This is a genomic window from Rhizobium sp. PRIMUS64 (assembly GCF_023006465.1).
Taxonomy (GTDB): domain Bacteria; phylum Pseudomonadota; class Alphaproteobacteria; order Rhizobiales; family Rhizobiaceae; genus Rhizobium; species Rhizobium leguminosarum.
This window is the reverse complement of sequence record NZ_JALBGX010000051.1, coordinates 12,687-26,121: the sequence shown is the minus strand read 5'-3', so window position 1 is coordinate 26,121 and position 13,435 is coordinate 12,687. Positions and strand designations below refer to the sequence as shown.

Below are 13,435 nucleotides of genomic sequence, written 5' to 3'. Positions count from 1 at the left end.
CCTCAATCCATGACGTATTGGATATGATGCCGGCCGTGCACGGCCGATTTCTGGACATGGGCGCGAACGCCGAAGACCCGGCCGATCATATCCTCCGTCAGCACCTCCTCCGGCGCCCCCGAGGCGACGACCTCGCCTTTCTGAAGCACCGCCAGCCTGTCGCAGAACATCGCCGCCAGATTGAGATCGTGCAGCGCGACGATGCAGGTGATGCCGAGCTTCGAGATCAGCGAGAGAATGTCGAGCTGATGCTGGATATCGAGATGGTTGGTCGGCTCGTCGAGCATCAGTTCGCTCGGCGCCTGCGCCAGCGATCTGGCAATATGGACGCGCTGGCGCTCACCGCCCGACAGCGTCTGCCAGAGCTGGCCCGCCCTCTCCCGCATGCCCGTCCGCGACAGGGCCTCGTCGACGGCTGCGTCGTCTCCGGCGCCCCAGGACGACAACAGCCCGCGATGCGGCGTGCGGCCGAGCCGCACCACGTCGCGCACCGTCAATTGCGTATCCGTCGTCGTCTGCTGCTCGACGAAGGCGACGCGCCGCGCAAGCGCTGCGCGCGACAGCGAGGATATATCGTCATCACCCAGCCGGATGACGCCGCTGCGAACCTTGCGCAGCCGGCAAATCAATCTGAGAAGGCTCGATTTGCCGGAACCGTTCGGCCCAAGCAGGCCGAACACCTTGCCCCTTTCCACCGTTAGGCTGACGCCGTTGACGATGACGGTATCGCCGGCGGCAAAGCTTACCTCGTCGACGCTGATACTCATGCATTCCCTCGCACGCGATAGAGGATGATGGCGAAGGCCGGCGCGCCGAAAAGCGCGGTGACGACGCCGATCGGCAGGATTTGCTGCGGAATGATGACGCGCGAAACAATATCGGCGCCGACCATGTAAATCGCACCGCCGAGCGCTGTTGCCGGCAGCAGCCGCCCATGCCCCGGCCCGACGAGGAAGCGGGCGGCGTGAGGGATGACGAGGCCAACGAAGCCGATCGAACCCACCATGCTAACGACGCTTGCCGTCATCGCCGCCGTCATGCCGAACAGCACGATTTGGACGCGGCGTACGGCAATGCCGAGCGAGGCGGCAGCATCCGTGCCGAAAGCGAAGGCGTCCAGCGCCCGCACATGGGCCATGCAGATGATGAAGCCGGCAAGCGCGATCGGCACCGACAGATAGACATCGGGCCAGCGCACGCCACTGAGCGAACCCAAAAGCCAGAACAGGATGCCGCGCGCCTGCTCGGCATTCGCCGATGTCGTCACGATGTAGGAGGTCAGCGCATTGAAGAGCTGCGAACCGGCGACGCCGCAAAGGATGATGCGCTCGCCGCTTCCTCCCGCACCCGTTGCCAGGAAGCCGACCAGCAGAAAGGCGATCACCGCACCGATGAAGGCGCCGCTCGAGAGGCCGAGAATACCGTAGCCGAAGCCGAGGATCATCACGCAGACGGCGCCCGTCGAGGCGCCGGCGGAGATGCCGAGCACATAGGGTTCGGCCAGCGGATTGCGCAGCAGCGCCTGCAGGATCGCACCGGAGAGCGAGAGCGATGCGCCGGCGCTGGCCGCGACGAGCGCGCGGCTCAGACGATAATCCCAGACGATGCCCTGGTGGATGCGGCTGATCTCGAAATTCGTTCCGAACAGCCGGTTCGAGACCGCCTCCGCCGTGGTCGCAACGGGAATTGCGATCTCGCCGATGGAAACGGCAAGGCTGATCATCAGCCCGAGCAGGAGAAGTGCGGCAATGGTGAGCGCGGCAAGCGCCCACCATCCCTGTTGCCTGACCGACATTGCCTTCACTGCGCCAGGCCGAAGGACTTGATGCCGTTCGCCAATGTCTCGATGCCATCGATCGTGCGGATCGTCGGGTTCATCGACTGCGCGTCCATCATCACGAAGTGCTTGTTTTTGACCGCGTCGAGCTCCTTGGTCACAGGGTCGCTCTCAAGAAAATCGACCTTGACCTTAGGATCGTCAGCCGCATAACGGCGGCGGTCCATGGTCGCGAGCACGATGACGGCAGGGTTCGCCTGGGTGATGGTTTCCCAACCCACCAGCGGCCATTCCTCTTCCGTGGTGACGACGTTCTTCGCACCGATCGTCTTCAGGATATAGGCGGGCGCGCTGTTCTTGCCGGCGATGAAGGCGTCGCCGCTGACCTCTTTGCTGGAGAACCAGAAGACGACGGGCAGGTTCTTGCCCGATGCGCCCGATATCGACGCGACAGCATCCGCCTCGCGCTTCTTCAGCGCCGAAATCAGCGCATCGCCGCGGTCCTTCACGTCGAAAATCTCCGAGAGCTCGGCGATTTCCCGGTAGATCAGGTCCATCGTGAACAATTCCCCACGCACGCCGTCGCCGCCATCTGTGTTGACCTTGGCGATGCAATCGGCCGGCGCGAGATAGGTATTGATCCCGAGATCCTTGAACTGTTCCCGCTTGCCGACGGAGCCCTGCGCGCCGACATGCCATTCGAACTCGGCCGCCACTAGGTCGGGCTCCTGCCCGACGACGGATTCGAAGCTCGGATCGTTGTCGGCAAGCCGCTTTATCTTGCTGTTGGCCTCGGCATATTGCGGCAGGACTGGACCGACCCAGACGGCCGTCCCGGCGATCTTGTCGGCAAGGCCGAGCGAGAAAAGAATTTCGGTCATACCCTGGCCGATCGAAACGATCCTGGCGGGCGCCTTCTGAAAAGTCACCTGCTGGCCGCAATTACTGACGGTCAGGGGGTAGTGCGTCGCGGCAAGGCTTGGTGCCGCAAGGCCGGCAAGCCCGAAGGCATATGTCATGGCGGCGAGAATCTGGCGCATGGAAAACCTCGATGAAGGAAAAAATCACGGCCGTTCCGCGCATGTGCGCGGACCGAAAGCACGCTTAGGCGTGCCCTAGCCGCAGGAGGCCCAATCGAGACGGATGCATGCCGGAATTCGGCGAAGGTTCAGCAGGTCAATCATATCTGTTCCTTGTCCGGGCATCCCCGCCCGGTTGATTGGATCGTGATTGACGGCAGGTCTCCTGGCTTGCGGATATCCGTCGTTACATCCGCCTTCCCGCGATATCCGCAGTGGCAGGGCCATAGGCCCTTCAGAGATGGCCAGTCGCTGGCCACTCCTGAGATGATCGACAATCCGCTTACAGTTGCGGGGGCAGCCACGGTCTCGGTCCCTACTGGGTCGTCCTCACCGTGTTCCCTATTAATCCCCTTGGAGTCATCTTCAGGGAACCGTCGAACCCAGTTACGTCGCAGACCTGCCTAACGTCAATGATTATTGCGGAGGATCGTGCCGGCCCACCGCGGCAAATTGCGAGACCTCGAAGCAAAACTCGCCAGCACCCTCGCGCAAAAGCTATCGTCTGCGGCGCTGGCGTCGGGTCATCAGTCGGCGTGCGTCACGACGGATTGCGGAAGGCGGGCCCCCGACATAGCTTTGGCGCCACCGATTTCAACGAGGTCTGATGTAGCAATGAGCAATCCGGATAGCACCGATCTCGCCGCAGCCAGGATAGACGCAATTCGCCAAGCAGCCGAGCAAGGCGATGCACAAGCACAATTTGAATTAGGCCATATGACCGCACGAGGTGAAGGTGTCACCGGGGATAAAGCCGAAGGCGCGAGATGGCTTCGGAAAGCGGGCGAACAAGGTCATGTCGATGCGCAATTCCTCCTGGCTGGCCTGTATCTCATGGGGGACGGCGTTGCACAGAGCGCGCCGGAAGGCGTCGAGTGGCTTGATAGAGCCGCCAGTCAAGGCCATGCCGACGCACAGTATTTATTGGGCTTGATGAGAGAGGACGGCGACGGTTGCGATATCGATCCAACAGACGCCGTAAGATGGTACGGCCAGGCCGCAAACCAGGATCATGCCGGTGCGCAATACAGGCTAGCCCAAATGAAAGAGCACGGCGTGGGCTGCGAGATCAATCTGACAGAGGCTTTCAAATGGTACCGTCGCGCAGCGCTTCAGGATTACCCTGATGCAAGAGAAGATCTGCTCGATTTATGTCGTGCACATCCAGACCTGCCGCTTCCAGTATCAGAATTGCTCGATGGCAAAGGTCGTTCCTGATACTCAGCCCTTTGTCCGGCGGCGCAATCGTCCAGACGCCGTCGCCGTTCTATTCACTCCGCCCCTACAACGCATCCAGCGGTATCTTCAAATACCGCCGGCCGTTCTCCTCCGGCTCGGGCAACCGCCCGCCGCGGATATTGACCTGCAGCGCATGCAACATCAGCTTCGGCTTCGGCAGCGTGCGGTCGCGCGCCTGGCGCAGCGCAACGAAGCCAGCCTCGTCGATGCCTGCGATATGAGGATTGGCGCTTTTCTGGGCGGTCACCGTGCTTTCCCAGCGCGGGTGGCGGCCGCCGGGCTGGTAGTCGTGGCCGGAAAAGAGCCGGGTCTCCTCGGGCAGCAATAGGATGGCCTGGATCGAGTGCCAGAGGGAGCTAGCGCTGCCGCCCGGAAAATCGGTTCGCGCTGTGCCGGAATCCGGCGTGAACACCGTGTCGTGCACGAAGGCGGCGTCGCCGATCACATAGGTCACTGAGGCGAGTGTGTGCCCGGGCGAAAACATCACGCGGGCCTTGAGCGCGCCGATCTCGAACGTGTCGCCATCGGCAAACAGCCGGTCCCATTGCGAGCCGTCGGTTTTAAGCGCCGGCCAGTTGTAGATCTCCTTCCAGAGCATCTGCACTTCGGTGACATGGGCGCCGATCGCCGTCGGTGCGCCGGTCTTCTCATGCAGATAATCCGCGGCGGAGAAGTGATCGGCATGCGGATGCGTGTCGAGGATCCACTCGACCGTCAGCCCTTCACTTTCGATGTGAGCGAGGATGGCGTCGGCATTGGCCGTTCCCGTCGCCCCCGACATCTCGTCGAAATCGAGCACCGGGTCGATGATGGCGCAGCGTTTCGTCGCCGGATCGGAAACGACATATTGCACACTGCAGGTGCGAGGCTCGAAGAAGGCCTTCACATGAGCCGCCTGCCCTGCCCGCTTTTCCAGAAAGCGGCGCGCGCCGGCAAGATCGAAGCCGAGGTTTTGACCGAAGGCCTCGACATCCCCGGGCTTCATCCGCCCGTCGAGCACCTCGCCCAGCGCGTAGAGCGTCAACGCCCGCGTGCCGCTCTTGCAATGGGCGACGACCGGTCCCTTGGCCTCGGCCATCGCTGCCTGGAAGGCACGGATGTCGGCCTCGGTGATCTCGGTCCCCTTCACCGGCACGAAGCTATAGGCGAGCCCGGCGGCGGCGGCGGAAGCCTTTTCCGAGGTATTGCCCGGCTGCCCCGGCTCCTCGCCATCCGGCCGGGCATTGATGATGGCGGCAAAGCCATCAGCCGCGAAGGCGGCAAAACCTGCGGCGTCGGGCTGCCCCGCCACCGATATCAGCTCATTGACCCTCACGGATGTCATCGAAGCCCCCGCGCTGCCCGCACCAGGCATTATCGCACGTATATCGATACAATCTCACAAGTATATTGCCGAATGCAAGAATAGGCGCTTGGTATTTCTCAGCACCTGTCGCCGATCCGCAAAGCCTGAAGAAACCGGCGGGAGACGCCGCCCAAACTCCCGCCCATCCCGGCCGAGTATCGTCAAAACGACAGCGTCGCAGCACCTTCCTTGATCTCGGCATGCATGGCGCTGGCACCGACGATGACGACGCCGTCGAGCAAGTCTTCCTGCGTATAACCGCGCGAGGTCACACAGGGCGGGCAAGCCCAGATCGTGCCGCCGCGCTGCTGGAAATTCTCGATCAGGCTCGACAGCGGATCGAGCGGCGGCACATGCGTCATGCGCTGGCCGCCCTTGCGCACCAGGTCGATCCCGGTGCTGGTGAGGAACACCGAGACCTTCAGCCCGGCGGTGATGCCGCCATTGGCAATGGTGAAGGCGACGGAGGAAAGTTCGGATTCGATGCCTTTGGTGACGAGCACGACCAGTTTGTCGCTTTGGGTTTGCATAGTATTCTCCCGTTTGTCAGGGTGAACAGCGTTCACCCGGTTTGAACGAGCTGATGATAGGAGGGTGCGCGGGGCGCGTATTTGGCCGGAATGCGTGAAGCCTTGTCCGAAAATCCAGGCGCTGCGGGTGTCGCGCGTGACGACGTGCTGTCGGCGCTGCTGTCGACGATCCGCCTGTCGGGATCACTGCAGTTCTGCTTCATGCCGACGGGCGACTGGCAGACCGATGCCACGCCGGCCTTGGCGAGCCTTTCGGCGAAGGCTTCGGGCACGATGCCGTTTCACATCGTTGTGGAGGGCCACTGCTGGCTCAAGACGGAAGGTGAAGAGACCGATCTCGAGGCGGGCGACGTGCTGGTCTTTCCCTTCGCCACCGGCCATCAGCTCGGCGCGGGAGGAGACGGCAAGCTGGTGCTGCCGACCCGCGACCTGCCGCAAAAGCCGTGGCGTGAGATTCCCGTGCTGCGCTACGGCGAGGCGGTGCAAGGCGTGCGGCTGCTCTGCGGCTATCTGCAATGGGACGGGCTGAGCTTTGCCCCGCTGCGTCAGGCGCTGCCCAGGCTCATCCATGTCAGAACGCGGGCCGCCAATGACGGCGACTGGCTGCGCGCCACCATCCGCCAGATGGTCGAGGAGGTCGACAGGCCGCGCGCCGGCGGCGTCTCGATGCTGCCGCGGCTGACCGAAATCATCTTCATCGAGATCCTGCGCCATCAGATCATGATGGCCGAGTCGCGTTCCGTCGGCTGGCTGGCAGCGCTCGGCGACCCCGCGCTCTCGCGCTGCCTCTCCCTCATTCATGACGATCCCAAACGCGACTGGTCGCTGGAGCAACTGGCGGCGGCCTCCGGCCTCTCGCGCAGCGCCCTCGCCGATCGCTTCCAGACGGTGCTCTCGACCTCGCCGATCCGCTATATCAGGGACTGGCGGCTCTACCTCGCAAGCGTGGCGCTCGCCACCACAAGCCAGCCGATCGCTGCGATAGCTTACGAGGCCGGCTATGCCACCGAAGCCGCCTTCAACCGCGCCTTCTCCCGCGCCTTCTCCACCCCGCCGGCCGCCTGGCGGGCGATGGCGCGGGCGTAGAGGGTGATCGGCTCAATAAGCGCCGATGCTCAAGAGAGGTTGGTAGGGAGAAGCCACGACATCCATGGGTGGAAAAAATCAAGGGATGCGCTAATTAGAAACACCATCAAAATTTGGAGCGAGCCTTGGATTCCGAATCCCCTCAGCCACTTACAGCTCGCTTTCCTGTCGGTGGCGGAGAAATTGGCCGGCTGATCCAGACCCGCGACTGGAGCAAAACGCCGCTCGGTCCTCTCGACCTCTGGCCGCAAAGTCTGAAGACGGCCACCAATATGCTCTTGCTTTCACCCGTGCCAATCGTTCTTCTCTGGGGCGAAGACGGCGTGATGATCTATAACGACGCCTACTCCGTGTTCGCAGGCAGCCGTCATCCGGATCTTCTCGGTTCGAAGGTCCGCGAGGGCTGGAGCGAAATTGCCGACTTTAATGACAATGTGATGAAGGTCGGACTGTCAGGGAAAACACTCGCCTACGAGAATCAGGAGTTGACGTTGTTGCGCCACGGCAGTCCGGCTCCTGCCTGGATGAACCTCGACTATTCGCCCGTCCTCGACGAAAGCGGAAAACCCGCCGGCGTCATCGCGATCGTCGTCGAAACCACGAAAAGCGTCCTTGCCCAGCGTCGGCTGCGCGAGAGCGAAGAGAGGTTCAGGGCGTTCACGACTGCGACGACCGACATCGTCTACCGTATGAGCGCCGACTGGAAGGAGATGCAGCAGCTCGACGGTCGCAATGTTCTCGCAGACACGGCCAATCCAACTGTCGCGTGGCAGGAGGCCTATCTGTTTCCCGAGGACATTCCCGCGATCCAGGCGGTGATCGACGAGGCCATCACAAGCAAGGGTGTTTTCGAATGTGAGCATCGCGTCCGGCGGGCCGACGGCAGTACCGGCTGGGTGCTGTCACGAGCGGTTCCAGTTTTGAATGACGGCGGCGCTATCGTCGAATGGTTTGGGGCCGCGACCGATATCACCGAGCGGCGACGCAAGCAGCAACAGCTGGAACTTATCGTTCATGAGCTCAACCATCGCGTTAAGAACAATCTGGCGATGGTGCAGGCTTTTGCGTACCGCACCTTCCGCGATGCTGAAGACATCCCTCGTGCACTGGACAGTTTCACGGCGCGGCTGGTGTCGCTCGGCCGTGCCAATGATCTGTTGACAGGCGAACTGTGGAGCAGCGCGTCGTTGAAACAGACGCTCGACCAGGCGACCGTTCCGCATCGGCCGGACGGCGAGCGATGGAAGCTGACCGGAGACGATATCCGGGTTTCCGCAAAAACGGCCCTGGCGCTGACCATGGCCTTTCACGAACTCGGCACAAACGCTGTCCGTCATGGCGCATGGTCGAATGATGGCGGCGCCGTCAGTGTCAAATGCTCCCTCCAAATCATCGACGACGGAACGCAACGCTACCGCATAGACTGGGACGAACATGGCGGACCGCGTGTCGAGCAGCCGAAAAGGAAGGGATTCGGCACGGTCCTCATCCAGCGCGGCCTTGCCGCGGAGACCGGAGGCAGTGTGGATATCTCGTTCGCCGAAACGGGTTTTTCCTTCCGTCTCGACGCTCCCGCAGATCGTCTGCGGAATGAATGACATGGCCAAGCGCGTCCTTGTCGTTGAAGATGAAATGACCATCGCCATGATGATCGAGGACATGCTCATGGACCTCGGTCACGAAGTGGTCGCGACAGCCGCGCGATTGCCCACGGCGCTGGAGGTTGCCGGCGACGGTAATCTTGATTTCGTCATTCTCGATGTGAACCTCGCCGGGCATCAGTCATTCCCGGTGGCGGCAGTCCTTCAGCAGCGCGGTATCCCGTTTGCCTTCGCGACCGGATATGGGCCAGCGGGTATCGATCCCGCCTTTGCCGGCCGACCGGTGCTGACCAAGCCGTTCACAACTGCCGATCTTGCCGCTGTCATCGAAACTGAAGGCTGAGATGCAAGAGGGCCGATGCCCAAGTCAAAGAGCCGCTCCAATGAGACTTGTTGTGGCGGGCGATGGCGCAGGTCTGAACTGGATCCGATCGACACCCTGATGGACGATCAGCGCGGTTGCAGGCCTGTCAATCCGAGGGCAAGCGTGATGTCGTTGATGATCCCCAGTCGCGCTTCGATCACCGCGATTTTCTCGGGCGTATCAGCACCAAAAGCCTCGATATCGATGAACAATTGCTCGCAGCCGCCTGGCGTGACCGTGCCGAACATCTGGCCGGGTTCGTCGCCTATGTTTCGCCAGCTGTGCGGCACATGTGGCGGCAGAACGACGACGGTTCCCACAGGCGCGTCGAACGCCTCGTCGCCGCATTGGAATCGATAGAGCCCGCGGATGACCCGAAAGACTTCCGTCTCCCGCGTATGCGTGTGCGGGGCCGGGCCATGACCGGGCGGTGTGAAGGTTTCCCACATCCCGAACGCGCCGCCGGTCTCGGCGGCCGTGGCATGGATGACGATCCTCGCGCCAAAGGGCGTCCTCGCCACGCGCTCCTTGCCGGGCAAAGAGACGACGGCGTTCCTGAAACTCGACATATCCGCCTCCCCCTCGATTGCAGTTTTTGGGCGGAGCCCTGCGCCTCACCCTTGCGGCGCCGGCTCATTGAGCATCGCTTCGATATTGTATCCGTCGGGATCGAGAACAAAGCAGGCATAATAGTTCTCTTCATATTCCGGCCGCGGGCCAGGCGCGCCATTGTCCCGGGCGCCGGCGTCGAGCGCGGCCCGATAAAACGCCTCGACCTCCGCCCTGCTCCGAACCCGGAAGGCAACGTGCACACGCGTCAGAGGCGGCTTGTCTTCGGTGCGCTGGATTTCGAACAGGCTGCCACCGACATCGAAGGCCCAGAACACGCCCTCCTTTCCGAAGGAGAGACGATAACCCAGAGGGCCGAAAGCGCGTTCATAGAACAGCTTGCTCTTCTCAAGGTCACTCACTGCGATGGTGATATGATCGATCATGCCGTGCCCCCTATCGTTCCCTCGTCCCATCATAGTCGAAATCGCCGCGGCGGGAAAACAGACGACTCTGATGGCGAAGGGGGAATGCCAGATCAGTGGTCCCTGCCCCGACAGAGCGGACTCGCCCACACCCACAGCTCACCTGCCGCCGAACAGCAAAAAAACCCGCCAATCATTGACGGGGCTGTGCATGCTGAAAATCGATCGGCATTACATCCTCGGAGGAATCAATGATTGCCTTCAAAGCTTGCGCCTTGGATCCTCGCCTTGTCGACCGACAGCCGACGCGTCCGCACGGTGGAACGTTCCGATTATCGCATCGACATCAACTTCGTCATCAGCCCCGCTTTGATTTCGAGCACGGGTCGATTGGCCCGGGGATGACCGATGTCCCTCAGTTGGTCGGGCGTCATGTCTGCCAATGCATTCCGTCTTGCGACGCTCCGCTGCCACTTCCTCAGGGCAGTGATGATCATTGCGACGCTGTTGGGCCTGAACCCGAACAACTGTCCTTTCGGCGCGCTGATGCCGGCGTGAGTTTCCGTGTGAGCCATTTTCAGTCTCCCATGTGTGAGATTTGCAGATGGGAGCCTGACACGCGGGCGTATTCCGGCTGTTCGGTTCAGCGTGAACGGCCAGGAAAACTTCGACAAGCCGCCGCTAAATCGGTGTTAAATCTATCTGCCGAAATGCTATTCTGCGGTGGCGGTCGAAATCTGGGAGACGGTCTTTGCGCATCAGGTTGCTGGGTGGTCTTGAAGTGATGTCCCGGGAGCACCGGCAAATCCGCTTCACCACGCGCAAGACGTCACTTCTTTTTGCTGCCCTGGCGCTTGCAGGCCGCCGTGGCCATCGCAGAGAACTGCTTTCCGAAGCCTTCTGGCCGGGACGAGGCAGTGAGCAGTCCCGCAATAGCCTGCGGCAGGCGCTGGTGGATATCAGACGATCGTTCCCGAGTGGGGGAGATGCCACCGTCTACATCGACGGGGATCAGGAGACCGTTGCGCTGATAACAGGTCCTGATGAAACCGACATTTCGATCTTCGACCGTAAACTGGAGGCGGGCCGGACGGCCGATCTCGCCTTCGCCGCCGATCTCTACCGCGGCGAGGTGCTCGCAGGCGAGGCCATTCCGGACGGGCTGGATGAGTGGTTTGGACCCTATCGGAGCACCTATAAACGCAAGGCGCTGCAGCTGGTGGAGCGGTTGAGCCTCGCGTTCTCCGAGCCGGGCTCCGCGGAAGAATCGGCTTGCGAAGGGCTCGCCGAGAGGCTGCTGGCTGTGGACCCGACCATGGAGGCCGCCCATCGGGCGCTGATGCGGATCCACGCTCTCAGGGGTCACGAAAACGCGGCCCTGCGCCAGTTCGAAGCCTGTCGGGCGTTCTTGAAGAAGCATCTTCAGGCAGAACCCGAGGCAGAGACCTTTTCCCTGGCCGCTTCGCTGCAATCGCGCCAGGGATCCGAACATCAGCGGACGGCACCCAGCCTCGACGTGGCCTTACAGCCGCAGGTCTTCCCAGCCCCGGCGAAACATCCCGACCGGCCGTCGGTTGCCGTATTGCCGTTTCAGAACCTGAGCTGTGATGCGGAGCAAGAATATTTTGCCGACGGCATCGTCGAGGACATCACCATCGCGCTTGCTCAATTCCGCCACCTCTATGTCATCGCACGGAATTCGAGCTTCACCTACAAAGGTCAGGCGGTCGACATAAAGCAGGTCGGACGCGAGCTGGACGTACGCTATGTGGTCGAAGGAAGTGTGCGCCGGACGGGTGACCGCCTGCGCATTGCCGGGCAGCTCATCGATACGTCGACCGGTACACATCTTTGGGCCGATCGTTTTGACGGAACCCTGGCGAATGTCTTCGATCTCCAGGATCAGGTCGCCTCGAGCATCGTCGGCGCCATAACGCCGAAAGTGGAGGAGGCTGAGATCGAGCGCGCCAAACGCAAGCCGACCGAGAGCCTCGACGCCTACGACTACTATCTCCGCGGCCTGGCGGCCTTCGACCGGACGATCACCAACAGATCGGTCATCGACGAGGCCCTACGGCTTTTCATGAAGGCGATCGAGCGTGACCCGGAATTCGCCATAGCCCATGCCCGAGCGGCGCGCTGCTACGCCACCCGAAAGAGCAACGGCTGGATGCTCAATCCCGCAGAGGAAACCGCCGAAGCCACCCGGCTGGCCCGCAGAGCGGTCGAACTCGGCTGGGACGATGCGGTTGCGCTCACTTACGGCGGATATGTCATCGGTTATGTCGGCGGTGACCTTGACGACAGTGCGGCCTGCATCGATCGCGCAGTCTTTCTCAACCCGAACCTGGCCGCTGCGCTCGGCGTCAGCAGCTGGGTGAAGGCCTGCCTGGGCGAGCCCGATAAGGCCGTCGAACACGCAGCTCTTGCCATGCGCCTCAGCCCTTTGGATCCGCGCTTGTTCGCCTGGCAATTCAACACCGGCCTCGCGCATTTTTGCGCTGGCCATTATGACGACGCCGCCGCTTGGGCGGGAAAATCGCTACGGCACCAGCCGAACTACCCGAGCGCCATGCGCGTGATGGCGGCGGGCCAGGCCATGGCCGGACGGCTTGCGCAAGCCGGGGAAACGATCACTCGCCTGTGCCTGATGGACCCCGCCCTCCGGCTTTCCAATCTCGCCGACGTGCTGCCACCATTCCGGCGACCGGACGATCGCAATCGATATATCGAGGCTCTCAGGATGGCGGGACTGCCGGAGTAGCTGCCGCTTCAGCGGCGTCCTCGGAACGAAGGGGGCATACCGGGCTATTACCCACCCCCTATCGGCTAATTGCGAAACGATGCTGCTTCGTGCGAAATTGCCGCGCGATGGATCACACGGGTGAAGTTCTCATTCTCACCGGGCCGCCGGGCTCCGGAAAAACCACGACGGCCGAGGCGCTCGCCAGCGAGCCCGGCTCGCCGAAGGTCCATCTTCATTCCGACGACTTCTGGCATTTCATCAAGAACGGCGTGATCCCGCCCTATCTGCCGGAAGCTCATGAACAGAACATCGTTGTCGTCGACGTGTTGACGAAGGCCGCGGCGGGCTATGCCGGCGGAGGCTACTTCGTCGTCGTGGACGGCATTGTCGGGCCGTGGTTCCTGGAACCGTTCCGGAAAATCGCGACACCCCTCCACTACGTGATTCTGCGTCCGCCGCTCGATGTCGCCATCCGGTGCTGCCGGGAGCGTGGCGGCGATACGCTGACCGATCCCGGCCCTATTGCAGAGCTCCATCGACAGTTCTCATCGCTGGGTGCGTTTGAGCGACATGTTCTGTCGACGGATGGGCAAGGCAGGAAAGAGACGCTGGGCGCGGTTATCGAAGCCGTGCAAAGCGGAGCCTTCCGGCTGGCGTCATGACGTCACGCCATCGGCCTTCAGCGCAAACCAGC

The 13,435-nt window shown here is 62.1% G+C and carries 14 protein-coding genes and 1 riboswitch; of the genes, 6 read left to right on the top strand and 8 right to left on the bottom strand.

The annotated features are described in order from the left end of the window. Window positions 1-2: 2 nt before the first annotated feature. The 3 genes from MOV76_RS20320 to MOV76_RS20310 are packed head-to-tail and all read right to left on the bottom strand — an operon-like array spanning window position 3 to window position 2,817. Window positions 3-767, bottom strand: coding sequence for an ABC transporter ATP-binding protein (locus MOV76_RS20320; protein ID WP_130729167.1), 765 nt, complete (start codon window positions 765-767; stop codon window positions 3-5). Further along, on the bottom strand, window positions 764-1,795 hold the full coding sequence (locus tag MOV76_RS20315; protein ID WP_205936565.1) for an iron ABC transporter permease: 1,032 nt from the start codon (window positions 1,793-1,795) through the stop codon (window positions 764-766). The genes MOV76_RS20320 and MOV76_RS20315 overlap by 4 nt, the downstream gene beginning before the upstream one ends. A 5-nt stretch (window positions 1,796-1,800) precedes the next feature. After that, window positions 1,801-2,817: an ABC transporter substrate-binding protein gene (locus tag MOV76_RS20310; protein WP_130729168.1), complete on the bottom strand. Its 1,017-nt coding sequence runs from the start codon at window positions 2,815-2,817 to the stop codon at window positions 1,801-1,803. 177 nt (window positions 2,818-2,994) lie between these two features. Continuing rightward, window positions 2,995-3,250: riboswitch (cobalamin riboswitch) on the bottom strand. Between the two features lie 221 nt (window positions 3,251-3,471). Here MOV76_RS20310 and MOV76_RS20305 point away from each other — a divergent pair. Next, entirely contained in the window at window positions 3,472-4,074 is a 603-nt protein-coding gene (locus tag MOV76_RS20305; RefSeq protein ID WP_020572879.1) for a tetratricopeptide repeat protein, read from the top strand. Window positions 4,075-4,138: 64 nt separating this feature from the next. Here MOV76_RS20305 and blh read toward each other — a convergent pair whose 3' ends face one another. Beyond that, on the bottom strand, window positions 4,139-5,419 hold the full coding sequence (blh, locus tag MOV76_RS20300) for a bifunctional sulfur transferase/dioxygenase Blh (protein ID WP_247265159.1): 1,281 nt from the start codon (window positions 5,417-5,419) through the stop codon (window positions 4,139-4,141). 182 nt (window positions 5,420-5,601) lie between these two features. Next, entirely contained in the window at window positions 5,602-5,970 is a 369-nt protein-coding gene (locus MOV76_RS20295) for a DsrE family protein (RefSeq protein WP_018242638.1), read from the bottom strand. A 90-nt stretch (window positions 5,971-6,060) separates the two neighbouring features. On the opposite strand from MOV76_RS20295, the gene MOV76_RS20290 reads away from it, so the two are divergent. The 3 genes from MOV76_RS20290 to MOV76_RS20280 all read left to right on the top strand — a co-directional run bounded on the left by MOV76_RS20290 (window position 6,061) and on the right by MOV76_RS20280 (window position 9,000). Continuing rightward, window positions 6,061-7,056: an AraC family transcriptional regulator gene (locus MOV76_RS20290; protein ID WP_247265166.1), complete on the top strand. Its 996-nt coding sequence runs from the start codon at window positions 6,061-6,063 to the stop codon at window positions 7,054-7,056. A 125-nt stretch (window positions 7,057-7,181) separates the two neighbouring features. Further along, window positions 7,182-8,654 (top strand): sensor histidine kinase, encoded by a 1,473-nt coding sequence (locus MOV76_RS20285; RefSeq protein WP_247265158.1) that lies wholly within the window; start codon window positions 7,182-7,184, stop codon window positions 8,652-8,654. 1 nt (window position 8,655) lies between these two features. After that, window positions 8,656-9,000, top strand: coding sequence for a response regulator (locus tag MOV76_RS20280; protein WP_018242640.1), 345 nt, complete (start codon window positions 8,656-8,658; stop codon window positions 8,998-9,000). A 107-nt stretch (window positions 9,001-9,107) separates the two neighbouring features. On the opposite strand, the gene MOV76_RS20275 is transcribed toward MOV76_RS20280, so the two are convergent. The 3 genes from MOV76_RS20275 to MOV76_RS40125 form a co-directional block, all read right to left on the bottom strand. Then, window positions 9,108-9,590, bottom strand: a complete 483-nt coding sequence (locus MOV76_RS20275; protein WP_193443610.1) for a cupin domain-containing protein — start codon at window positions 9,588-9,590, stop codon at window positions 9,108-9,110. A 45-nt stretch (window positions 9,591-9,635) separates the two neighbouring features. Beyond that, window positions 9,636-10,016 carry a VOC family protein gene (locus tag MOV76_RS20270; RefSeq protein WP_047621174.1) on the bottom strand — a complete coding sequence of 127 codons (381 nt, stop codon included), beginning with the start codon at window positions 10,014-10,016 and terminating at the stop codon, window positions 9,636-9,638. A 311-nt stretch (window positions 10,017-10,327) separates the two neighbouring features. Next, window positions 10,328-10,570: a DUF1127 domain-containing protein gene (locus MOV76_RS40125; RefSeq protein WP_309506269.1), complete on the bottom strand. Its 243-nt coding sequence runs from the start codon at window positions 10,568-10,570 to the stop codon at window positions 10,328-10,330. Between the two features lie 176 nt (window positions 10,571-10,746). Between MOV76_RS40125 and MOV76_RS20260 the strand changes: the two genes are divergently transcribed. After that, window positions 10,747-12,759 carry a BTAD domain-containing putative transcriptional regulator gene (locus MOV76_RS20260; protein ID WP_247265156.1) on the top strand — a complete coding sequence of 671 codons (2,013 nt, stop codon included), beginning with the start codon at window positions 10,747-10,749 and terminating at the stop codon, window positions 12,757-12,759. A gap of 107 nt (window positions 12,760-12,866) precedes the next feature. Continuing rightward, a complete protein-coding gene (locus MOV76_RS20255; RefSeq protein WP_115157284.1) occupies window positions 12,867-13,403 on the top strand; it encodes an AAA family ATPase in 537 nt (178 codons plus the stop codon). Window positions 13,404-13,435: the final 32 nt, after the last annotated feature.

Coding starts and splice junctions, on each gene's coding strand:
- MOV76_RS20320 (WP_130729167.1), bottom strand. CDS start 767: ATGAGTATCAGCGTCGACGAGGTAAGCTTTGCCGCCGGCGATACCGTC.
- MOV76_RS20315 (WP_205936565.1), bottom strand. CDS start 1,795: ATGTCGGTCAGGCAACAGGGATGGTGGGCGCTTGCCGCGCTCACCATT.
- MOV76_RS20310 (WP_130729168.1), bottom strand. CDS start 2,817: ATGCGCCAGATTCTCGCCGCCATGACATATGCCTTCGGGCTTGCCGGC.
- MOV76_RS20305 (WP_020572879.1), top strand. CDS start 3,472: ATGAGCAATCCGGATAGCACCGATCTCGCCGCAGCCAGGATAGACGCA.
- blh (WP_247265159.1), bottom strand. CDS start 5,419: ATGACATCCGTGAGGGTCAATGAGCTGATATCGGTGGCGGGGCAGCCC.
- MOV76_RS20295 (WP_018242638.1), bottom strand. CDS start 5,970: ATGCAAACCCAAAGCGACAAACTGGTCGTGCTCGTCACCAAAGGCATC.
- MOV76_RS20290 (WP_247265166.1), top strand. CDS start 6,061: ATGCGTGAAGCCTTGTCCGAAAATCCAGGCGCTGCGGGTGTCGCGCGT.
- MOV76_RS20280 (WP_018242640.1), top strand. CDS start 8,656: ATGGCCAAGCGCGTCCTTGTCGTTGAAGATGAAATGACCATCGCCATG.
- MOV76_RS20275 (WP_193443610.1), bottom strand. CDS start 9,590: ATGTCGAGTTTCAGGAACGCCGTCGTCTCTTTGCCCGGCAAGGAGCGC.
- MOV76_RS20270 (WP_047621174.1), bottom strand. CDS start 10,016: ATGATCGATCATATCACCATCGCAGTGAGTGACCTTGAGAAGAGCAAG.
- MOV76_RS40125 (WP_309506269.1), bottom strand. CDS start 10,570: ATGGCTCACACGGAAACTCACGCCGGCATCAGCGCGCCGAAAGGACAG.
- MOV76_RS20255 (WP_115157284.1), top strand. CDS start 12,867: ATGGATCACACGGGTGAAGTTCTCATTCTCACCGGGCCGCCGGGCTCC.